Here is a 21,051-nt window from a genome sequence, read left to right as displayed (position 1 = left end):
ACATGACCAAGGCGATCTTGACCTGCGCCCTTAACGGCGTCCTGACCAACCCCGCACAGCATCACATTCCGGTCACGCCCGAGGAAATGGCGGCCGAGGCCAAGCGCGCCTATGACGCGGGCGCCAGCGTCATGCATATCCACCTGCGCCAGCAGGGTGCGGGCAAGGGTCACCTGCCCAGCTGGGATATCGGCCTGTCGCGGCAGGTGCAGCAGGCGATCCGCGACGCCTGCCCCGGCGTGATCATCAATCACACCACCGGCGTGGTCGGCCCCAATTACCAGCCCGCGCTCGATGTCGTCACCGCGACACGACCGGAAATGGCCGCCTGCAATGCCGGATCGCTGAACTACCTGAAGATCAAGGCCAATGGCGACTGGGCCTGGCCGCCGATGCTGTTCGACAACCCGGTGGAAAAGGTGCAGGATTTCATCGACGCCATCACCGGCGCGGGCGCGATCCCCGAATTCGAATGTTTCGACACCGGCATCGTGCGCAGCGTCGGCATGTACCGCGCCGCTGGGATGTTTTCCGGCACCGCGCAGATGAATTTCGTGATGGGCGTGGCCTCGGGCCAACCGGCGCGGGCCGACCTGTTGCCGATCCTTGCCGATCTTGCCCCCGAAGACAGTCGCTGGCAGGTCACCGCCATCGGGCGCGCGGAAATCTGGCCGCTGCACCGCAGGACAGCCGAGTTGGGCGGCCATTTGCGGACCGGGCTGGAAGACACCTTTTACCTGCCCGACGGGGCAAAAGTGACGTCGAACGGGGCGCTGGTCGAGGCGCTGGCGAGGACCGCCCGCGACGCGGGCCGCGACGTCGCCAGCCCCGCCGAGGCGCGCGCGATCCTCGGGATCTGACCGCCGGATCGTCCCGTTATCCCGAAGTTTTCAGGCGGGATTTGACGGGCCAGCGCAAGACCTGACGCCTGAACCTGCCACGGTTCGGGGACCGGCAACCCGCGGGGCAACCGGATAAAGTCCGCATTTCAGATATCCATGCGCAGCGCTGCAGCGACCTTGGATGGCACTCCTCCAAATCAGATATCTTTCGGAATTTCCGAAACCCTCCAGACGATAATGAATAGTGACTCATTATTCGTATTTCCGCTACAACCGCTCGCCTCCGGGACGTTTTAACCAGTGCGGCACAACCCTTGGAGCAAAAAAATCTGATGACACCAACAGGCTGCGACCCGGCCTGCTTTCGCACCCCGGTTTCGGTGTTTTGGAAACCGCGACGTTCGAGCCAAAGGGCTTGTTGCCCGCCCCTACCCCACAGAACAATGGACGAGTGACACAATGCGTTTCACAATAAAATCACGACTTTTCCTGACCTTCCTGCTGATGGCCGCTTTCCTGGTCGGCACCGGGGGGCTGGCACTTTTCGAGCTGCGCAACATGAAACAAAGAAGCGAAGTGATCGTAAACGAGCATTTCGCACTGGTGCGCGGCGTTGCTCATCATGGCGAACTGCAAACAGGCATCCAGAGGCACGTCCGCAATTTCCTGCTGATCGACGACGAGACTCAGCGCAAGATCATCGAGGCCGCAATGAAGGAACTGCAGGCTGAACGGGATGCCATAATCGCCAAGGACCTTGAAGTCGCCACGCCGCAACTGAAAGAGACGCTGGCCGTATACATCGATCTGAAGGAGGGAATGGAACGTCTGGATGCGGAGGTCATGCGCGAACGGCGGGCCGGCAATACCGCCAAAGCGGCCGCCCTTCTGAACAAAGAAGGGGCGCAGTTCGAAGCAAAGATCGAATCCTTTATCGCGGCAGTGCAGCAACATGCGACCCAGCAGATGAACGCGGCCGTCGCCGAAGCGGATGAAGAATACCAAGATGCCTGGCTCCTGCTGGCCGCCATCATCGGTGCAGCGGTGCTCCTCGCTCTGATTTCGGCGACGCAGATCATGCGCCGGCTGAACCGCAGCCTTAACAAGGCGATTTCGCTCAGCAAGGACGTGGCCGAAGGCGATCTGACCCAAACTGCCGAACATCGCGAGAAAAACGAATTGGGCGATCTGCTGGACAATCTCAACGCGATGGTGGTCAACCTGCGCGGCATCGTGTCCGACGTGAGCATGAGCGCCGACAACGTGACGACGGGGGCCGTGCAGATGGCCGATACCTCGGTCGCGCTGAGCGACGCCGCGATGAAACAGGCCGGCGCCACCGAGGAAGCCTCGAGCGCGATCGAGCAGATGACCGCGAATATCGAGCAGACCGCCCAGAACGCGCAGGAGACAAAGGACATGGCGCTGAAATCCGCCACCGGCGCGCGCGACAGCGGGGCAGCGGTGAAAACGGCGATGGACAGCATGGCCACCATCATCGACCGTATCCAGGTGGTGCAGGAAATTGCCCGCCAGACCGATCTTCTGGCGCTCAACGCCGCGGTCGAGGCGGCCCGCGCCGGCGATCATGGCCGCGGCTTCGCCGTTGTGGCCTCGGAGGTGCGCAAACTGGCAGAACGCAGCCAGGAAGCCGCAAGCGAGATCAGCCAGCTGTCGGGCGGCACGGTCAAGGCGACCGACACGGCGATGCAGATGCTCGACGCGCTAGTGCCCAACATCGAATGCACCGCCGAGTTGGTCACCGGCATCAACAGCGCCAACGCCGAGATTTCCATCGGCATGGGGCAGATCAGCCAGTCGATCCACGCGCTCGACGCCGTCACCCAGGAAAGCAACGCCTCGTCCGAGGAATTGTCGGCCACCGCCGAGGAACTGTCGGCACAGGCCGGCGCCCTGAAAGACACGATCGGGAACTTCACGCTCGAACGCGATGGCACGGAACCGGCCGTAACGATAGAGGAAGAGGTGCCCGACCTGATTCTGACCGGCGACGGTCCGGACACGGACGAGGTCGATTTCACCACGGCAAAGGACCAACGGGAAAAAGCCGCCTGAACCGGCGCCCCGGATGAGACCGCAACGTGGTGGCCGGTGCCGCCACGTTCGCCGCCAGGAAGCGCAAGCCAGGTGGATTTCGCGGTGTTGAGGGAAACTGGTAGGCCCGGCAGGCATCGCCCTAGCACCAATTTCCACAATGTTTTCAATCATACTGTGTCCCACAAACATGAAAATAGGGCCCTAATTAAATCAATGGGTTAGGAACCCATGTGTCCCACGAAATCGGCGCAATCCAGATACCAAAAGGCCCCGCCACGGAGAACCGAGCGGAGCTTATTGTTGGGGAACAGCTTCATAAACGAGCACCCCGCATTGGGAATGCCGAAAACGGACCTCCTTTGCTGTTTGTTGGAATGCAGGTAAGCGACCTGCGGCACATCCTGGCGGATCAGTTTGACGACGACCAGTCGGCCGTCGTTTGCCAGCCCTTGCGAATATCTACGACCTGACCGATCCGCCCACAGGACGAACAGCGCATGCGCGGGACATCACCGACCGTCACGCCGCCGATCCAAGACGGGCCGTCGGCGCGCTCATAGACCGTCTGGTGGTGCCCGCAACGGCATTCGATATCGAGGAAGAGGCCAGGAATGCGAAACTGGCAGGTCATTTCTGCTCCGAACTGAAGCTACAGAACATATCAAGAACTATCACCCACTTCGGTGAACTGCCAACCGCAAATAAATGCAAATATATTTGCACTTTTCGCTTGGAATAATGATAATTTTTTTGCATTATTTATGTGTGCAGAGGGGGCGGGATAGTCCCGCCCCGCACAGGAGGAAAAGAGATGAAGTTGCAAATCATCGCTCTCATCCTCCAGATCATCGTAGCGGTGGCGCTGATAGCGAATATCATCCACCACTGGTGATCGGAGGGTCAGCCCCGGGTACAGCCGGGGCTGGCTTCCCTTCACAATCTAAGGCGTCGGATATGAAAGCTCAAGTTTTTCTCGAATGGATGGACGCGGCCGACCTGCGATTTGCGGCCGACATCGTCAGAACCACCGGCATCAATCGCGTCACTGCGCAGAAAATGCTGGCCGACGCCAAGGCCGGGAAAGACGTTGAGATCAAGCAAACCGTCGCCCTGGCCATGAGCGCCGTCGCTGCGGGATTGGAACCCTGGAAAGGAAACGAGAATGAGTAAGGCACTCACCATCGCCTCGATCGTCATGACAATCGTCATCCTGATCTTGGCCTACTACAGCTTCGGCTGGATGTAAGCAGGGCCGCCGCTGGCTTCGGCCGGCGGCGTCATCGCCGGCAGTAATCTGGAAAGCTGCCCGCGAACGGCCCGGCTTCGCGCTGGACGTTCACATAGGTGCCCTGCGGATCATACCGATCGCAGCGCCCGCACAGCCCCGCACGGATCAGCTCCGCGCCGATGTCGCGCCCGTCCGGCAGGGCACAGCGCCCGACCTCCCTGTCATAGGTCTTGTCCCCGTTCAGGCGGCAGGTGAGCTCCTGCCCCTGCACCAGGTCACGCAGGGCGACCGTGGCCGCTTCTCCCAGGCGCGTGCCGCGCTCGTCGCAGTTCAACCCGTTCAGCCGGATCGCAACGCCGCGCAACTCGATCGTGTCGCCGTCGCGGACATGGGTGACCGGGCCGGTGACATCAGCACCAGACGAACCCGGAATCAGCCCTTCCCGGAACAGCACAGCGCCGAGAATCAGCGCAACAACGATCAGAGCTAAATTGGACGGACGCATTGCGATGCCTCTCAGATCAGCGATCAACCGGCACCAGTTCGCGCAGGGCCTTTGCCGTCTCCAGATAGCCGGGATAGCCGGTGTCCTTGTGCATGCGTTCGTACCAGTCTGCCCACGGAATGCGGCGTTCTTCCGGAAACGTGTCATGCCATGATTCGCGCGCGACATGAACCTGCCCATCCGGCAGGCGCTCGACGGTCAGCTTGTTGGTCATCACCCGCTCCTTACTCGGACTTATCGCCTTTATTGCGCAGCTGTTTGCTACGGTCCCGCTCGACACCAATCCTGCTACCACCCAACGCGCCGACGCCAGCGAGAACTACTGCCGCAGGGATGCCAAAGCCGCCCCCCATTGCAACAACGCCGAGACCACCAATCATGGACCCAACCCCGAGTCCCACTGTACCCCCTAGCGCAATCCACTTAACTTCACTGGACCGCTCCTTGACGGCTTTAGAGGCAATACCGCCTATCCTTTTAGAAAACTTCACAACTGTGCTCCTATTTGGACCAGAACCAGCCTGACAAAACCGCGAGAAGGCCGATGCCAAAAACCAGCCAATAGACATTACGTGTTTGCCTTATTGCAGCGTCAAGCTTCTGTTCCAAGAGCTCCAACCTGTCCTCCATTTCTTCAAGCATTCTGCCATTTGCCCGAGCTTCCCAAACGGCATTCTCAGCACCAGGATCAACAAGACCTTTCGATGCGAAAGACTCTTTTGTTTCTTCCATGGAGGTGATCCGGTGGTCTCTCAAGTTCCCCATATACCTCGACTCCTCCCTAGCCGCTGCCAAAGCCTTTAATTGCCCCAGCGAATAAACCGCCTATGAACTCACCAGCCGCAGCCCGATCGATCCGCCCAGATTTCACTTGGTGCGAAATGTCCCTGATCATCAACCGATCGCCACCGAACTGTATCTGTCTCTGCATGAGAGCAAATCCCTTTGAGCGTAGGGAGCATCCAGAGAACCGCCCTTGCGTCCCCATATTCTCGACACCAATAATTTCTTCTGCGGCCAGCCAGTAGACGCAATCCACGAAGAGCCCTCTATTCTCCTCCGGTTCTTCAAAGTCCTCGAAATACAGCTTTCGGCGACGAACGCCTGTATCAGCAACGGATAACAGTATCAGACTGATCATTCGTGCCTGCTCAGGGAAAAGATCCCCATCCATTCCGGCACCTCCTCCTTTTTCAGATTCTCAGAAGTCATCTGGCACGACTGCAATCACAATGCATCTGCAGCCAATCACGCAGTTGCATCCATCAGCTTCAGAATGCGGGAGTTCTGGAACACTTGCTTTGGGGTAACGCTTTCCATTTTGGGCCGCACAGAAGGCACATGTGTTGGCATCCTCCACCGAGACGATCTCCATTTGCTCGATGAAGTCAAATTCCTGAGCCTGCCTGACGTCTCTTAGAAAAGCCTCGCGGCGCATCTTCTGTAGCTCTCTCATGTCAGCCATGGCCCGCGCTCCTTAGCTGGACTGCGTGAGGCTACTTGCCCACAAAGAAAATCCCAGCTCTGTTTTGCCAGCTGCTACTGCAGCCTTCCAAGCTGCCAGCGCCTCATCGCGCGACGGTTTCACTGCATTGACCATTGCCTCGCTCCTATTCTGGCTTCTTCTCTGGCCTGTCGAACAGCCAAGCGACGAACGCGATGGGCTCGACAAATGCCGCGACCATGCATCCCGCAATGAAAGCCCACAGGCCATTCACTCCTGGTGAATGATTTTAGCATCGGTTTGCTATAGCCTGACTTTGGGCGCCCGACATTTCGCGCAAATTGTTTCACACCAGAAGCAAGAACCGCTGCGCCTAAAAAGAATGAGGCAGGCCGCAGCCTGCCTCAATGGAGTGGTATTCACCTTATCGCGGGAAAGACCACGCCGCTTCTTCTGCTAGAAGATGTAGTCGTTTGTGCCTATACAGTCAGAGGAAGTCAAGGGGAGCAGCAGTTTGAATAGATATCGATTTGCGTTTGACCTGGGCACGACTTCGGTCGGCTGGGCAGTTTTTGAATTAGACAAGAGAACTGGCAAGCCCATCGGGTTAGCACATACCAGCCAGCGGGGTGAGGCGCTGACTATTACCCCAATTGGGGCGCACATTTTTGACGATGGGCGCGATCCCCAAACCAAAGAGTCGAACGCTGCCGGACGACAAGCCCCCCGTTCTGCCCGCAGAGGACAAGACCGGCGACTCGCCCGGCGATGGCAACTATTGGCGGACCTAGAAAGCGCGGCGTTGCTCCCACCTGCAGGCGCGGAACGTGATAAGCTTTTTGCATGCAACCCTTACGAATTGCGCGCCCGTGCGGCGCGGGAAAAGGTCACATTGCATGAATTGGGACGCGCCTTGTGGCACATCTCCAAACATCGCGGGTTCAAGAGCAACCGCAAGGCAGACCAGCCGGACGACGATACCGGTCTAATCAAAAATGCAAGCGCCGTACTTCACAAGAAATTATTGCATGAAGGCCATCCGACATACGGCGCGTACCTTTGGGAGAGGCTACGGGCCGGCGAGGGCGTACGTGTCCGCGCCAAGGGTGAGAATTCGGAAAAACACTTCGAGTTCTACCCGACGCGCGACCTTCTGGAAAATGAGTTCGATACGATCTGGGCGGAACAGGCCAAGCATCACGATTTGAGCATCGACCTGAGGGACCGCCTTCGGGACTACACCATTTTTTATCAGCGGCCATTAAAACCGGTCCCGCCTGGGCGCTGCACCTTCTTTCCCGACAAGGACCGCCTGCCACGCTGGCACCCCGAAGCGCAGGCGTTTCTGATCCTGCAGGATCTGTCGAACCTTCGGATAGTCCGCGACTCAGTGGAACGCCCCCTAGACATGGACAGGCGGACGGTGCTGTTCGATACGCTTTACGGCGGTGAGAAACTGACGTGGACGCGTGTGCGCAAACTGCTTGGCCTCGCGTCTCAGGATACATTGAACCTGCAGGAAGGTGGGCTGAAGCACCTGCATTTCAATCAGGTCGCCGCCAGCCTGCTGGGCACCAAGAAAAAACCTGGCCCCTTGGCGCAACATTGGCCGGGGTATGAAAGTGCGCGACGTGAGGAAATTCTGCATCGTCTTGCCGCAAGCGAAAGCCCTGAAGACCTGACCGAATGGCTGAAGCAATCACTCGGGCTGGATCAGGCCACCGCCGAAGCGGTCGAGAAGATACGTTTGCCGGACAAGCATTTGCGGTTCTGCAAAGAGGTCACTGAAGCGCTTGTTTCCGAAATGCGCAGTGATGCCATCGATTATGCCGAGGCCGTTCAACGCGCGCCGCTCCTGTCAGACGCAGATATCTCGCACAGCGATTTTCGGCCTGATAAAGGCGTCGATGCACTGCCGCGATATAACGAAATGGAACATCTGCGCCGTATGTTGGGCAATGGCACTGGCAACCCGGGCGACCCTCCGGACAAACAATTCGGCAAAATCACTAACCCGACAGTACATATCGCCTTGGGACAGTTCCGGCGGGTAATGAACATGCTGATCCACGAATTCGGCAAGCCCGCGGAAGTGGTGTTGGAAGCAGCTCGCGATCTGAGCAAATCGCCAAAGGAAAAGGAAAATATCGACAAGCTCATCAAGGCCAATACGAAGCGTAACGATCGGTATCGCGAAGAGTTGGAAGCAGAGGGGCTGTTGCAGCCAGGTCAGAGAGTCGGCGATCGGTTCCTCAAAATGCGCCTGTGGGAGGAACTTGGCCGCACGCCTGCTGAGCGTTGCAGCCCGTTTTCGGGCCGACAGATCAGCCTTGCAGAGCTTCATTCAGACGCGGTCGAAATCGAGCATATTTTACCCTTTTCCGAAACCTTTGATGACAGCCCGGCGAACAAGACGCTCGCCTTTCGGGATGAAAACCGCCGCAAGGGCGACCTGTCACCGGGCGATGCTGCAGCGCAGGGAATTTTCGATCAGGACGCGATGATCGCCCGAACGAAACATCTGCCTCGCAACAAGGCCTGGCGGTTTTTGCCCGACGCGATGGAGGTATTCGAACAGCAAAAAAGTTTCGATGACAGGCAGCTTCACGCCACTGGCTATCTGGCCCGTGTTGTTCGCGCCTATGCGGAAGCTCTGTTCGACAAGACCGATGCGGATGGTAACGTCCGCAACCATGTCTGGATGCTGCCCGGGCGAATGACGTCGATGCTACGCCACCGCTGGGGATTGAACCTCGGCGACCATAACCGCAAGAACCGTGATGACCATCGCCATCATGCCATCGACGCCGCGGTAATCGGTGTGATCGACCGGGCGATGATCAAACGCCTGCAAGACGCCGCCAAAACCGTCGGCGCCCACACTTTGTCGCGTGTCCTGCCCGCACCGCCGGAGCCCTTTCCAGGCTATCGCAACCAAGTTATGGCTGCGGTCGCGCGGATAAATGTCAGCCACCGGGCCAAACATGGGCAGGCGAACCCGACCGACCCATCTCGTACTAGCGGGCGGCTGCATGAGGATACGGCTTTTGGCCTCATCCGCGAAGCCCCGGAAAATCAAGCTGAGCTGACAATTGGGAATGTCGTGGTTCGCAAACCGACGACGTCTCTGACAGACAAGGAAATCAGACAGATACGGGATGTGAAACTTCGTCATTCCGCCATGGCCGCAACGGAGCCTTCTCGCGCTGCCGGATTGAGCAAGAGCGAAGCCGACAAGTTGCGCACCAGGCTACTTTCGGAGTGGGTCGAGAAGACGGGACACAGACGATTGCGGATCATCAAACGCGAGAACTCTGTCCGTCCGGTCCTTGATTCGACAGGGCGTGCATACAAGTTCTTTGCACCGGGCGAAGTGTCATGCATCGACCTCATCGAGTTCGAGGACAAATGGTATTGCCACGCTCAAAGCGTGTGGGATGCAAATTCTGGGCAGTCGCAGGCATGGCAGGACATCTGGCCGGATGGCCGCTTCATCATGCGGCTGCACAAGGGCGATACGGTCCAGCTGTTTGATTGGGACGATGAGGAAGGCTCGATCATCGCAGGCAGCAACACGATCAAACGGGTTGTGCGATTGGCTCCTGGCAATAATCGCATATACCTTTGTGGTTTGAACGATGCCGGAACACTTCAAAAAAGACACGACGATAGTGACGACGACTTCCGCTGGGACCTGGCAGGATTTGAAAAACTCAGACTCCGCCGCGCGCGACGGGTGAGGATTGATGAATTGGGGCGGGTTCATACCATTCCACACGGGAAGGCATGATACCGGCAAGCTGACCTGACGGGCCTCATCACAGGAGGACCACATGGTTGGACGTATTTTGGAACTAAGCCGCGATGGCCTCGCGGTGCATAAATCGCGCGGCTTTCTGTCTGTGCGCGAAGATGGAAGTGAGATTGGCAAGGCTGAGCTGGACGATATCGACGCGGTGTTAGTGTCGGCGCAGGGACTGATGTGGTCGAACACCGCGCTTGCCCAACTGGCAGCGCAAAACGTGCCGGTGATGGTCCTAGGTCCGAACTTTGCTCCAGCGGCCGTCGTCCTACCACTCGCAGGGCATGGCGAACAGGGCTACCGAATGACATGCCAAGCCGCTGCCTCACAGCCGTTGCGCAAACAGATCTGGGCGCGACTAGTCCGCCAAAAGATAGCGGCGCAAGCAACGCTTCTCGACGAGATCGGATGTGCATCAGAACGGGTCAAGCGATTAAGCTATGCCGTTCGCTCCGGCGATCCTGACAACCGTGAGGGGCAGGCGGCACAAGCCTATTGGCCGCTTTTATTCGGTAAAGCCTTCCGTCGCGATCGCAACATGAAAGGTGCCAACGCGATGCTGAATTACGGCTATGCGGTGTTGCGCGCCGCTACGGCCAGGGCGGTCGTATCATCGGGCCTGCACCCATCCCTGTCTGTACATCATAAAAGCGGAGGAGATCCGCTTGCGCTGGCTGATGATCTGATGGAGCCGTTTCGTCCGACCGTAGACATGACTGTCTACTCCCTTTTGGAGGAGGGGATTACGACCGTGTCCGACTCCCGCCACAACCTAGTGGGTATTTTGTCCGCATGTTTCGAAACCGAACAAGGCACCTCCCCTCTCAGTCAAATTCTTGTGCGCCTGGCCCAAAGCGTTACCCGTAGTTTCGTGACTGGCAAGGCTGACCTCATGTTTCCCCGCTCATTGCTCCCCGTGGATGAGGTCATTGATGACAACTCCTGAATTTTCCCAGCTGTCGAGGTATCGCATCATGTGGATATGGGCCCTTTTCGACCTCCCGGTGCTGACCCGGACTGAACGCAAAAACGCCACCCGGTTTCGCAATGACCTTCTCGACCTGGGTTTCCAGATGGTGCAGTATTCAGTATATTTGCGTCATGCTTATTCAAAGGAAAAAGCCGATACGATTGCGGCCAAGGTTGGTGATTGCGTCCCCGAGACGGGCCATGTTCAAATCCTTTTCTTTACCGACCGACAGTATCAGCTTAGCCAGAGTTTTCATGGGAAACAGGCAAGTCGACCAGTCCAGAAAAAACCGGATCAGCTCACACTTTTTTAGCGGTCCGATGGGAGTTTTCTTTAAATCATCTAAGAGAAAAAACCTTCTGCAACAGAGAGTTGCAGAAGGTTGGTTCTAGCAGAAGAAGCGACGCAGCCAAACCCGGACAGGGAGGATGGCTGATGTTCTACTACGAGCGTTCTAGCAGAAGAAGCGACGCAGCCAAACCCGGACCTGTTGTTCTTGCGGCTGCTCTTGATTGCGGTTCTAGCAGAAGAAGCGACGCAGCCAAACCCGGACAACCGAACCGGAGCATGAGCTATCGAAGCGGTTCTAGCAGAAGAAGCGACGCAGCCAAACCCGGACAGCTACTACCCGAACCTTGCAATCTCGAATGTTCTAGCAGAAGAAGCGACGCAGCCAAACCCGGACGTCGCGGCGGTTGTTGAAGCCTTCGGCGAAGTTCTAGCAGAAGAAGCGACGCAGCCAAACCCGGACATATCGGGGATGATGTCACCGGGATCATCTGTTCTAGCAGAAGAAGCGACGCAGCCAAACCCGGACATGCCTTGTTGCTCACCGCCGATTTGGCAAGTTCTAGCAGAAGAAGCGACGCAGCCAAACCCGGACGGAAGGCCGCAGCAAGTTGCAAATGACGCTGTTCTAGCAGAAGAAGCGACGCAGCCAAACCCGGACGCTGGCCATGTGCTTGCACGTCCACAGCGTGTTCTAGCAGAAGAAGCGACGCAGCCAAACCCGGACTGAAATCTGGTGGTTCTACCCCGGCGGAACGTTCTAGCAGAAGAAGCGACGCAGCCAAACCCGGACGGGATGAGCTTGGGGGTGGGTCCGGTTTTGGTTCTAGCAGAAGAAGCGACGCAGCCAAACCCGGACTGTGAGCTTACTCTCGCGTGCCACAATGAAGTTCTAGCAGAAGAAGCGACGCAGCCAAACCCGGACAGCTCGATATGTTTCAGGCCGGAACCGAAAGTTCTAGCAGAAGAAGCGACGCAGCCAAACCCGGACATTCCGGCAAGGCTTCTGGACCCGCCCCCTGTTCTAGCAGAAGAAGCGACGCGGCCAAACCCGGACCAGCCAATCCAGATAGGCGGTTCCGAAGTGGTTCTAGCAGAAGAAGCGACGCAGCCAAAGGTGCCCAGACAATAACGGTCATGCGCTCTGGTGCCACCGTCTGAATCCAGCGACGAACTGCCCCGGCCATCGCAGCGGGCTGTCGAGAAACACAGCCACAACAAGCGCGATGACCAACCAGACCGGCGTTTCGTTGACCACGACCGTTTCGACGCGATCCGCCTTGACCCGGGTGTCTCCGCTCGACTGCTCGATCGAACGGGCCTGCGGGCGGATGATCTTCTGATCCGTGACCACCGTTTCCCCGATCGCCTGTACGTTGGTCTTACCCGCCTGCCCGTTCGCCGCCACGTTAGGGCCGCCGCCGGTCAGCAGCTTGACCGCGCCGGACGGGCTGCAGGACGCCAGCAACAAGGCGCACAAGACCATCGTGGCGGCACGGCGGATCACAGGAAGGCATCCTGCGCGGCCAGCAGGATCGCGCGGGCCAGGACGCGCTTTTCATGCGCTTCGTCGGTCGCGGCCTGCCCCTCCGGAGAGGATCCGAAGAACGGTTCGATCAACGCGGCGGGCGCACGGCCGGAAATCAGGCTGGCCGCCCCGCGCCCCTTGCGAACGATCTTTTCACCGCGATCCTTCAGCCCCAGAGCGTCAAGCATGCGTTCCTGCAGCGCCATGGCGAAGGCCAGGGACAGCGCCGAACCGCTGGACAGCGTTTCGGTTCCGGTCGCATTCGCAGTGTGATGACTGTTGAAGTGCAGTTCGCAGGTCGCGTCCGCGCCCCAGCGGTCGGTGCGCGCATAGACATCCCGGATTTCCCGGCTGTAACCAAGTCCCGCCTCGCGGAAGAAGGTCTTGACGGTGATTTCATCGAAATGCGCAGCCTCATCTTCGATGATCCGCGCCAGATCGGTGTTCCAGACGAATTCGGTTTCGCCGGTATCAGGACGCACGGCGCCCTGCGCCCGGGCGTTATGCCCGACCACAATTGCAAGTTTCATAGTGGATCTCCGATTTCAGGATTGGTGACACAACCGGGTCAGCGCCCGGCAGAATTGCTCACATGCCCGACAGGGCGGCGGCGATGATCCCGATCCAGATCGCCGCGGAAATCAGCAGACGGACAAGGCGAACGGGACGCGATTTCGTGACCCGCTTGTAGGATGCAGCCGCGTTTCTCATTGCCCCCGCCCCCCGACCGTTCGCGCCAGCATCTTAGCGATCGGATCGCGCAGCTCGGCAAAGAAGCTGTGCGAGGTCCACCCCATCAGGAACGGGATCAGCACCAGCGCACCGGGTGGCATCTGGCTCAGCGACATGCCGACGAAGAACAGAAGGATCGGCCCGCCGAAGGTGCCGACCAGCGTATTGAACAACGCCAGCGTGACCGCCTTGCGCCAACCCCATTCATCCAGGTCCATCACGGACAGGAACGCCCCCAGAACTGCCATGATCAGCATCGTGACCGATGACCCATGCGCCGCCAGCCACGATCCGGCCACGGCGAAGAATCCCGCCGACGCCGATCCGATGATATCCATTTTCATTCGCTGCCCCCTGTCATTCAGCTTTCAGCTTGCCCGTGAAGGCGGTGCGCAGACCGCCAGACTTGGTGAAGCTGTGCTTCACCGTTTCAAGAATGAATTCGCGCCCGTCGACCAGCGGCCGCACACCGGAGTAGACCACCGGCTGGCCAGCCATCAGCCCCGGCCGGCCGACGATCGAACACGCGGTTTCGATCAGGCCGCGCGTGATTTCGCGCGCCGCGGCCCGGGCCGCGGCCTCGGCCTCTTCCTTCGAACTGTACGGATCGCGCAGCACGCGTTCGCCGATGGCTTGCGGGTCGGCATCCACGACGACTTCGTGCCGCTTCGCGCCCTTGCGGTCCTGCCAGTAGGCTTTGACCGTTGCGAACCGGTCCGCGTCCGTTTCGGACACCCGGCAACTGCCCTGGATGATGGAGGGCGCGAACACCTGCGCGGGTGCGATCGCCGTGCCGTCCGCCTTCTTTCCTGCGCCGCGCTCCAGCCACAGCAGCGCCCCGTTCTTGATGGTGAACAGCGCCCCATGCCGCTGCGCGAGGCGATGAAGGAAATGCAGATCGGTTTCGTCCTGCTGCCCGATCCAGTCATAGACATGACCCGACACCGCGTCCGAAATCTTCGACAGCAACCCGTGATCGCCGGCCTTTTCCACGACGATGTCCTTCACCGACGCGGCGTCCCAATGGCGGGTCTTGCTGGCCTTCATGTCCGATCGCAGATCCGCCGAATGCCCCTTGACCGCGATGGCGTATGGCAGACAGGAAAATTCCACCCGATCGATGACATAGGCCCCGACGAATGTCCCGTTCATGGTCACCTCGACCCGCGCGCCGCGCCGGGGCGATTGGAAATGTGGCGCAGCGTCATCGAACACCAGGTCCAGCATATCCGAGCGGATGCCTTCGCGATCGGTGATGGTGAGACTGACAAGCCGGTCGAAGAACGCCCCGGACACAGGGGCGCCATCGACCGTGACAAGAATTCTGGGATGTGTCATGTTTCGCCCAAAAGTAGCAAAGCGGAGCATTTCGAGATGGTGATTTACTACGCGGCAATGGGACTTGCCGTTCTTTTCCTGATATCGGCGGGTCTTGAGGTGCTTTCAGTGCTGACCAAGGGCCCGTCCTGGAAAGCCCTCTGGACAACCACGGGTTCCTTGCTGCTGGCGCTGATCTGCTTCATCACCGGAACCGCGTTCTACTGATCAGTCCCAGAGTTTCAGCGACTGGCCCGCCCTGTCCTGCACCACCATGTCGGGCAGGGTGATTTCGGTGCCCATCGGCAGGGCATGGGCAATCTCCCTGACATGCGGATTCGCTTCCAGAACGGCCTCGACGGCGCCCGCCTGCGCCCCGTATTCCCGCATGCAGATCAGGTCCAGCGCATCGCCGGCACCGGTAACGTAGAGACGGGCCATCAGATACCCCCCAACAACGACAAGAGCGAGAACCCGGCACCCATGCGCTTCACCTCGATCGTGTAGGCATTGCGCCCGGGCGCGCCGTGGCGGTCATGATAGGCCCGGTCTTCCTCGACCTTCTGGATGGCATGGCTTCCGAACACCTTGCCGCCCAGCGACACCAGCATCAGCGGGATGCCGGACTTCGCCGCCAGCCGCACGCCTTCCAGCGTGCCGGCTCCGCCGAATTCCTTCGGGAACAGAACCCCGTTGATCGTCACCACCTCGCTGCGCGGGCCGGTCCACTGCAACGCGTTCAGCCGTCCGGCGGTTTCGATTTCCGCCCACGAGGTGTCCAGCTTGCGCCCAACCCCGGTATAACCGAAGCCATGCGCCCGGAACATGAAAGGCCCCAGGGCCATCGTAACAGGTCCAGCCATGTCACCCCCATTAGTCAGAAAAGCTGGCCGACATCGTCGCCGCCACGCGCTGCCCGATACGGTCAGACACAAGATCCGCGATCGCCTCCGGATCCGTCACCCCGGCGGGCACTTGAATATTGATGCCACCATTGATTTCCACCCGAACGTCACCGCCCTTCTTACCACTTTGGCCCGCCTGCACCGCAGTTGGACCAGCGAGCGCCGATATCGTCAAAACGGACAGACTCGCCGCCCGCACAACCTGCGCAGCGCTATGCATGCGCTGCAGTTGGTGATGGTTCGCGATGAAACCCGCCCTGTTCGGAAAATACAGCTCAGGTCCGCGCTCGCCTACCAGCAACGGTTTGGTGCCGAAGGGGCCACCAGAAGCGCGCCGCTGCAAACCAACCTGCCCCGCGGACACGCCGCCAGCGGCAGGAACCGCCCCCTCTTCTCCTCCGAAGAGATACGTCCACCACGCCGGCGGGTCCGGCCAGTCGATGATGTTCGAAAGGTCAACAGAACCAATCGCTTCCACAATACTGGCCGGAATATCCTTCACCCATCCGATGAATTCATTGAATTCTGCACGAACGCCGTCCCAAAGACTGATGATGATGTCACGGCCGACCTGAAAAATCCCGGAAATGCCGGACGCAATTCCGTCGATGATTTTGCCGGTCATTTCGGCGGCGCTGGTTTCCAGCCGCGCCTGTTCTTCATCGGTCAGAATTTCCCGAAAAAACAGGTCTCCAGAAAAGAAATTACGGATAGCCGACACGACGTCACCGATGACAGACCCGACGCCCGAAAAGGCCGTCTTCACACCATCTACGGCTGGCGCCAAGAACTCCAGAACCGGCCTAATTCCCTCCAGGACAGGTCGAAGCCGTTCACCTATTGCGCTTGCAACACCGCGGGCAATTGATGAGATACGATCCCAATACTTCCACGCTACGCCAACCGCAGCGACGACAACCGCAATCCCGCCCCAGATCGGGGCGCTGATTGCGCCCACAACCCCGACAAGCGCCGTCAGGCCGGTTGCGACCAAGCGCAGCCCGGTGACACCTGCAATTCCCCGTAGACCTGCACCCACCAAACGAATTGCACCGGCACGCCCACTGGTGAACGCCGAGAGGCTTGTTCCGATCTTCGCCAGGCCAGACCCACTGCGGCCAGCATAAGCAATACCCATCACAAGAGATGCGACCTCACCTCGCGCGAAGATGGCCCGTGCGCCGAGGCCGACCAGGCCGAAGCGCAGCACGGCCATGGTTCCGATCAGACCCGCCGCCGCGGTCAGCAACGCGCCGGCGGCCACGGCCATGCCGCCGATCGCGGCGCCCCCGATCGCCAGCCACTTGGTCAGCTTCGGGTGTTCCTTGGCCCACGTCACCATCCGATCGACGACGCCCTGCGACATTTCCAGAAGATCGTTCAAAGGCGGCAGCACCACCGAGCCGATCGTGACCCCGAGCCGGACCAGCTGGTTGCGCATCAGTTGCAGGTTATTCGCGGTCGTTTCAGCCCGTGCGGCATATTCCTTTTCCGCGCTGCCCTGGTATTTCCGCTCATCCGAGACCAAACCAAGCGCTTCGCGCAGCAGGTCAAGATTGTTGATCAGCGGCGCCAGTGCCCGCGCCTCGTCCCCGAACAGGTCCGACGTGACTGAGGCCTGCAGGTGCTTCGGCAATTCGTTGATCCGCTGCATCACGTCAATGGTGGTGCCGACGGCGTCTTCCTGCATCGATCGCGCGACCTCGCCGGCATCCAGACCAAGTTGCCTGAACGCCGCGCTTTGACGCTTGGTCGCCCCGTCGCCCCGGGCCAGCGCCTTGCCCATGTTCCGAAACGAGGTCGCGGCGACATCGGATTGCGCCCCCGCCGCGATCATGGCCGACCCGAAGGCCATGGTTTCAGTCGGCGAAAACCCTTTTACCGCCCCGTCGACCGCCACCCGGTTGGTGAAGTTCAGAACCTTCGGCGCCGTCGATGCCATGTTGTTGGACAGGTGGTTCATCGCATCGAACAGCAGCCCGGTCTCATCCAGCGTCAGCCCCAGGGCCGTCTTGATGTTCGCCATCGAGTCGCCGGACTGTTCCGCCGAAATGTCGAAGGCCACGCCGATCTTCGCGGCCATTTCCGCGAACTGCAAAAGCTCGTTATTCGCCAAACCGGACTGACCGCCGGACGCGACGATCTGCGCCAGGCCCTCCGCCGCCATGGGGATGCGGGTGGACAGGGTCAGGATGTCATCCGACATCTGACGAAACCCGTCCGGGCTTTCGAAATCAACCACCTTTCGCACGTCCGACATCGCCGTTTCAAACTCCACGGCCTGCTTCACCGGACCTGACAGCCCGGTCAGGATACGCCGGCCGGTCTGCATCGAGGCCCCGCCGACGAAGCTCAGGTTTGCAGACGTCGCCAGCGACCGGTCCATGCGTTCGCGCTCGTCCGCAATGCGCTTCTGCATCACTTCCAGGCGGCGCATCCGGTCCATCTGGCGACCGAAGGCGGTGCTGGCACCGTCAAGCGCACCGGCCAGGCGCCGCTGTTCTCCGGCAAGGTTGCCTGTGTTGACACCCGCCTGGCGCAGCTGCCCCTGCAACCCGTGGAGCGCCCGACGGTTCTGCCGCTGCTTCTTCTCCAGCCGGTCCGCCGCTTTGCGCGCCCGGTCGAATTCGCGACGCATCTGCGCGGTGGGATTGCGGGTTCGCTTGATTTCCGCCAGCAGGCGGCGCTGCTTTTCCCGCGCGGCCTCCATCGCCTGGCCGGACTTGCGCACGACGTCCTGCTGCTTGCGGAAATCCTCGATCAGCTTCAGCGGCCCGCGCATCTGCTGCAGGCGGCCCATTTCCGTGCGCACGCCATCGGCGAAACGCCCGGTGACGGTCCGCATGTTCTTCAGCATGCCGGAATACTTGTCGACCGCCCTGATCGTCAGCTGCGTTTCGATGCGCTTGGTCGCCATGGCCCACTCTCATTGAAATTCAGGGTTGAAATGCCTATGTTGGAGGCATGGAAATCTTCGCGATGATATTTGCTGTTGTGATGATCGCCGCCGCTGTCGCGGCGACAATCCTTGTCGGCATGTTCGCCGGCGGCATCTGGGGAGCTCTGGCCTTCGCCGCGCTGCTGGTGCTGGCCTATCGTGCCATGACGCACCAAAGCGGGCCGACCCGGCGCCTGCACCGCGACGAGGCGAATGCCTTCCAGAAACCGCTATCCGACGACTGACATCATTCGAATTTCGGCCGGGTGGCCTCCCACACGTCGCGGGCCGTTTCGTACCAGCGATCGAAGTCGCTGATCTTCATTGCGAGAACCTGCGGCAGAGGCGTGGCAAAGACCTTGGCGACGAATCCCGCGGCAAAGCGCAAATCCTTCGCTACTTTGCCGGCTCCCCGTTTCCCGCCTCGGTACCCGCCTGCGCAGCGACATGGGCCTGATAGGGTTCCAGAACGCGCTTGCCGATTTCACGGAAATCGCTTTCCTTCACCTTCTTCATCACGTCCAGGTCAACGCCGGCCATTCCCGCCAGCAGGATGACGGTCTGTTCGCCGGGCGTCTTGCCCTCTTCGACCGCGATACTCGTTCCGAGGTCCGGCTCGTCGAAAACCAGCTTGTCATGGGTCTGGCCATCAACAGTGACCGGCCGCTTCAGCTGCACTTCAATCGGATAGTCCATGATGCCCTCCTTACAGCAGCAACGCGGCGCGGATGTCGCCATACTGGCTGACGCCGGCGATGCTGATATCGAAGTCATCCGCTTCGATCATCGGCGCGCCGCCGATTTCCATTTTCAGGTATTCCCACGCGAATTCGCAGTCGATGGGCTCGATCTTCTCGCCCGGTTTCCACTCGGCGAAGTCGATCCCCTTCAGGAAACCGCGCAGGTAGGCGGTCGCATTGGTCACCACGCCGTCTTCATCGACCAGCGCCCCGGTGATCATCAGCGTGTCGGCGGTGCCCGGCATGGTGTTGATGGCGGAAATCACCTGCGGATCGCAGGCCAGTTCCTTGAACTTCGCGTTTTCGCGTTCGTAGCCGTAACGCGCCTCGCGATCGGTCGCCATGCCGGAATTGCGGAACTTTTCCGTCTTGGCCTTGAACGGCGGAATGGTCATGCCGGACGCCTGGCCGACCTTCACGTCTTCGTTGAACCAAAGGGCGCAGTCCTTCACGAGGTATGCAGGGGTGGATTTCATGTTTCATCTCCCGAAAAGATAAGGGGGCCGCAGGCATTGCGGCCCCGATGGGTTGCAGGTCAGGCCCGACAGCTTACGCCGCGGCCTTCAGCGCTTCCTTGGTCAGCTCCAGGTAATACTGGATGTTGCGGTGCGCGATGAACCGGATGTCTTCCATCGGCGCGGGCGGCTCGAAGTCCATCGACAGGGTGATTTTCCCCGCCGCCATCTGCGTCGGATCGTTCAGGGTCTCATCGATCCAGACACGGCCACCCAGGATCGCACCGGACGCCTTGAAGGTCCGCAGCGCGGCGTTGCCGCTTTCCAGCATGAACTTCAGGTTCGCCACGGAAAACGGCTTGTCCACGAATTCCAGATACGCCTTTTCCATGGCTTCGTTGATGAAGTCCGCCGTGCGACGAACCGACAGGAACGCCCACAGGTCATCCGTGGTCGCGGCGCGATTGCCCCAGGTGATGAACCCGGACCCCATGTTGAGGATGGTGCCGACGTGGTTTTCGTTCAGGTAATCCGCCTGCGATCCGTAAGTGATGGTGCGGGACGCGCCGCCGATGCCGTTGATCGGCTTGTTCGACAGCGAATGCCAGAAACCGAGATTGGTATCGACGCGGGCCTGCACCCCGGCGAAACGGGCCGATGCCGGGCGGGCCACGTAAGCGCTTCCGACGGTATCCCAGACCTGCACCTTCGGATCCACGACATAGACCCGCTGCGACCCGATCAGGGCGCGGTAGGCGATGGCATCCGCATCGGTGGTGTCGGGCCCGTCGACAAAGGCCACGGCCTTCAGTTCGTCCAGAACGCCCACCAGTTCGGAAACCACCGGGTTCGCGGTCACGCCGTCGCCGCTGGTGAAACCGGGAATGGCGATCAGCCGCGGCTTGATACCAAGCTGCGCCTCGGCCTTCTTCAGCGCGTGCACCCCGGTCAGCTGGGTCGCATCGCCCACCAGGTTGGTCATGGTGGCGGCGGTGTCCGCGCCCTCGTCGACGCGAATGACGATTGTATAGGCGCCGATCTGGTCAAACACGTCATCCACCGCGTCCTTCAGGGTGCCGGTCGCGCCCAGGTCGGCCGCCTCGACAGGCGTGCCCTTCAGCAGCACCGGTGTGTTCAGCGGGAACTTGGCCGCGTCCGCGTCCGGCGCGGTGCCCAGAAGGCCGACGACGGCGGTTTGCGCCACCTGCACCAGAACGGGGGTTTCAGTGGATTCCGCCAGTCGCGTGCCGTGATGGAAACTTGCAAAAGGCATTGTTTTCTCCTTTGCCAAAAGAAAAC

At 60.0% G+C, this 21,051-nt stretch carries 28 protein-coding genes and 1 CRISPR repeat array; of the genes, 8 read left to right on the top strand and 20 right to left on the bottom strand.

From position 1 onward, the window contains the following. Positions 1-2: 2 nt before the first annotated feature. Both IT775_RS12565 and IT775_RS12560 read left to right on the top strand, forming a co-directional pair. A complete protein-coding gene (locus tag IT775_RS12565; RefSeq protein WP_212701462.1) occupies positions 3-860 on the top strand; it encodes a beta-keto acid cleavage family enzyme in 858 nt (285 codons plus the stop codon). A gap of 441 nt (positions 861-1,301) precedes the next feature. After that, positions 1,302-2,918 (top strand): methyl-accepting chemotaxis protein, encoded by a 1,617-nt coding sequence (locus IT775_RS12560; protein WP_212701461.1) that lies wholly within the window; start codon positions 1,302-1,304, stop codon positions 2,916-2,918. Positions 2,919-3,309: 391 nt separating this feature from the next. Here IT775_RS12560 and IT775_RS12555 read toward each other — a convergent pair whose 3' ends face one another. The 8 genes from IT775_RS12555 to IT775_RS12520 form a co-directional block, all read right to left on the bottom strand. Beyond that, on the bottom strand, positions 3,310-3,531 hold the full coding sequence (locus tag IT775_RS12555) for a hypothetical protein (RefSeq protein ID WP_212701460.1): 222 nt from the start codon (positions 3,529-3,531) through the stop codon (positions 3,310-3,312). A gap of 30 nt (positions 3,532-3,561) precedes the next feature. After that, entirely contained in the window at positions 3,562-3,783 is a 222-nt protein-coding gene (locus IT775_RS12550; protein ID WP_212701459.1) for a hypothetical protein, read from the bottom strand. Between the two features lie 50 nt (positions 3,784-3,833). Then, entirely contained in the window at positions 3,834-4,097 is a 264-nt protein-coding gene (locus IT775_RS12545) for a hypothetical protein (protein WP_212701458.1), read from the bottom strand. Positions 4,098-4,177: 80 nt separating this feature from the next. Beyond that, positions 4,178-4,660 (bottom strand): thermonuclease family protein, encoded by a 483-nt coding sequence (locus IT775_RS12540; protein WP_212701457.1) that lies wholly within the window; start codon positions 4,658-4,660, stop codon positions 4,178-4,180. Further along, positions 4,650-4,847 (bottom strand): hypothetical protein, encoded by a 198-nt coding sequence (locus tag IT775_RS12535; protein WP_218958606.1) that lies wholly within the window; start codon positions 4,845-4,847, stop codon positions 4,650-4,652. Before IT775_RS12535 ends, IT775_RS12540 begins: the two co-directional genes overlap by 11 nt. 287 nt (positions 4,848-5,134) lie before the next feature. After that, positions 5,135-5,365, bottom strand: coding sequence for a hypothetical protein (locus tag IT775_RS12530; protein WP_212701455.1), 231 nt, complete (start codon positions 5,363-5,365; stop codon positions 5,135-5,137). Between the two features lie 49 nt (positions 5,366-5,414). Then, a complete protein-coding gene (locus IT775_RS12525) occupies positions 5,415-5,807 on the bottom strand; it encodes a hypothetical protein (protein WP_212701454.1) in 393 nt (130 codons plus the stop codon). Positions 5,808-5,834: 27 nt separating this feature from the next. Then, entirely contained in the window at positions 5,835-6,098 is a 264-nt protein-coding gene (locus tag IT775_RS12520) for a hypothetical protein (RefSeq protein WP_212701453.1), read from the bottom strand. 493 nt (positions 6,099-6,591) lie between these two features. Between IT775_RS12520 and cas9 the strand changes: the two genes are divergently transcribed. The 3 genes from cas9 to cas2 are packed head-to-tail and all read left to right on the top strand — an operon-like array spanning position 6,592 to position 11,162. Next, a complete protein-coding gene (gene cas9 / locus IT775_RS12515) occupies positions 6,592-9,867 on the top strand; it encodes a type II CRISPR RNA-guided endonuclease Cas9 (protein WP_212701452.1) in 3,276 nt (1,091 codons plus the stop codon). Between the two features lie 43 nt (positions 9,868-9,910). Then, positions 9,911-10,825, top strand: a complete 915-nt coding sequence (gene cas1 / locus IT775_RS12510; protein WP_212701451.1) for a type II CRISPR-associated endonuclease Cas1 — start codon at positions 9,911-9,913, stop codon at positions 10,823-10,825. Beyond that, positions 10,812-11,162, top strand: a complete 351-nt coding sequence (gene cas2 / locus IT775_RS12505) for a CRISPR-associated endonuclease Cas2 (protein ID WP_212701450.1) — start codon at positions 10,812-10,814, stop codon at positions 11,160-11,162. Before cas1 ends, cas2 begins: the two co-directional genes overlap by 14 nt. A 72-nt stretch (positions 11,163-11,234) precedes the next feature. Beyond that, a CRISPR array of direct repeats spans positions 11,235-12,260; the repeat unit is 36 nt; unit sequence GTTCTAGCAGAAGAAGCGACGCAGCCAAACCCGGAC. A 12-nt stretch (positions 12,261-12,272) separates the two neighbouring features. On the opposite strand, the gene IT775_RS12500 is transcribed toward cas2, so the two are convergent. The 5 genes from IT775_RS12500 to IT775_RS12485 are packed head-to-tail and all read right to left on the bottom strand — an operon-like array spanning position 12,273 to position 14,735. Beyond that, the gene (locus tag IT775_RS12500; protein ID WP_212701449.1) at positions 12,273-12,644 is read right to left on the bottom strand and encodes a bacteriophage spanin2 family protein; all 372 of its coding nucleotides are present in this window, start codon (positions 12,642-12,644) and stop codon (positions 12,273-12,275) included. Next, the gene (locus IT775_RS12495) at positions 12,641-13,195 is read right to left on the bottom strand and encodes an N-acetylmuramoyl-L-alanine amidase (RefSeq protein ID WP_212701448.1); all 555 of its coding nucleotides are present in this window, start codon (positions 13,193-13,195) and stop codon (positions 12,641-12,643) included. Before IT775_RS12495 ends, IT775_RS12500 begins: the two co-directional genes overlap by 4 nt. Before the next feature lie 58 nt (positions 13,196-13,253). Continuing rightward, positions 13,254-13,376, bottom strand: coding sequence for a hypothetical protein (locus IT775_RS21460; protein ID WP_281414360.1), 123 nt, complete (start codon positions 13,374-13,376; stop codon positions 13,254-13,256). Beyond that, positions 13,373-13,741, bottom strand: a complete 369-nt coding sequence (locus IT775_RS12490) for a hypothetical protein (protein ID WP_212701447.1) — start codon at positions 13,739-13,741, stop codon at positions 13,373-13,375. Before IT775_RS12490 ends, IT775_RS21460 begins: the two co-directional genes overlap by 4 nt. Positions 13,742-13,754: 13 nt before the next feature. Further along, the gene (locus IT775_RS12485; RefSeq protein ID WP_212701446.1) at positions 13,755-14,735 is read right to left on the bottom strand and encodes a phage late control D family protein; all 981 of its coding nucleotides are present in this window, start codon (positions 14,733-14,735) and stop codon (positions 13,755-13,757) included. A gap of 36 nt (positions 14,736-14,771) precedes the next feature. On the opposite strand from IT775_RS12485, the gene IT775_RS12480 reads away from it, so the two are divergent. Then, positions 14,772-14,942, top strand: coding sequence for a hypothetical protein (locus tag IT775_RS12480; RefSeq protein ID WP_212701445.1), 171 nt, complete (start codon positions 14,772-14,774; stop codon positions 14,940-14,942). Here the strand turns inward: IT775_RS12480 and IT775_RS12475 are convergent, their stop codons facing one another. The 3 genes from IT775_RS12475 to IT775_RS12465 are packed head-to-tail and all read right to left on the bottom strand — an operon-like array spanning position 14,943 to position 18,173. Continuing rightward, positions 14,943-15,155, bottom strand: coding sequence for a tail protein X (locus tag IT775_RS12475; RefSeq protein ID WP_212701444.1), 213 nt, complete (start codon positions 15,153-15,155; stop codon positions 14,943-14,945). Further along, positions 15,155-15,577: a phage tail protein gene (locus IT775_RS12470; protein ID WP_212701443.1), complete on the bottom strand. Its 423-nt coding sequence runs from the start codon at positions 15,575-15,577 to the stop codon at positions 15,155-15,157. The genes IT775_RS12475 and IT775_RS12470 overlap by 1 nt, the downstream gene beginning before the upstream one ends. 10 nt (positions 15,578-15,587) lie before the next feature. Then, the gene (locus IT775_RS12465; RefSeq protein ID WP_212701442.1) at positions 15,588-18,173 is read right to left on the bottom strand and encodes a phage tail tape measure protein; all 2,586 of its coding nucleotides are present in this window, start codon (positions 18,171-18,173) and stop codon (positions 15,588-15,590) included. Between the two features lie 3 nt (positions 18,174-18,176). Between IT775_RS12465 and IT775_RS12460 the strand changes: the two genes are divergently transcribed. Both IT775_RS12460 and IT775_RS12455 read left to right on the top strand, forming a co-directional pair. Continuing rightward, complete coding sequence (locus IT775_RS12460; RefSeq protein WP_212701441.1) at positions 18,177-18,602, top strand: hypothetical protein; 426 nt, start codon at positions 18,177-18,179, stop codon at positions 18,600-18,602. Beyond that, positions 18,584-18,802, top strand: a complete 219-nt coding sequence (locus tag IT775_RS12455; RefSeq protein WP_212701440.1) for a hypothetical protein — start codon at positions 18,584-18,586, stop codon at positions 18,800-18,802. The genes IT775_RS12460 and IT775_RS12455 overlap by 19 nt, the downstream gene beginning before the upstream one ends. A gap of 2 nt (positions 18,803-18,804) precedes the next feature. Here IT775_RS12455 and IT775_RS12450 read toward each other — a convergent pair whose 3' ends face one another. The 4 genes from IT775_RS12450 to IT775_RS12435 all read right to left on the bottom strand — a co-directional run bounded on the left by IT775_RS12450 (position 18,805) and on the right by IT775_RS12435 (position 21,025). Further along, a complete protein-coding gene (locus tag IT775_RS12450) occupies positions 18,805-18,945 on the bottom strand; it encodes a hypothetical protein (RefSeq protein ID WP_212701439.1) in 141 nt (46 codons plus the stop codon). Positions 18,946-18,953: 8 nt separating this feature from the next. Continuing rightward, positions 18,954-19,253, bottom strand: a complete 300-nt coding sequence (locus tag IT775_RS12445; protein WP_212701438.1) for a phage tail assembly protein — start codon at positions 19,251-19,253, stop codon at positions 18,954-18,956. Between the two features lie 10 nt (positions 19,254-19,263). Next, positions 19,264-19,773, bottom strand: a complete 510-nt coding sequence (locus tag IT775_RS12440; RefSeq protein ID WP_212701437.1) for a phage major tail tube protein — start codon at positions 19,771-19,773, stop codon at positions 19,264-19,266. Positions 19,774-19,846: 73 nt separating this feature from the next. Then, entirely contained in the window at positions 19,847-21,025 is a 1,179-nt protein-coding gene (locus tag IT775_RS12435; protein ID WP_212701436.1) for a phage tail sheath subtilisin-like domain-containing protein, read from the bottom strand. Positions 21,026-21,051: the final 26 nt, after the last annotated feature.

The organism is Thalassovita aquimarina (assembly GCF_018219815.1).
Taxonomy (GTDB): domain Bacteria; phylum Pseudomonadota; class Alphaproteobacteria; order Rhodobacterales; family Rhodobacteraceae; genus Thalassobius; species Thalassobius aquimarinus.
Note: the sequence above shows the minus strand (reverse complement) of the source record. Positions and strands in the feature narration are given on the sequence as shown.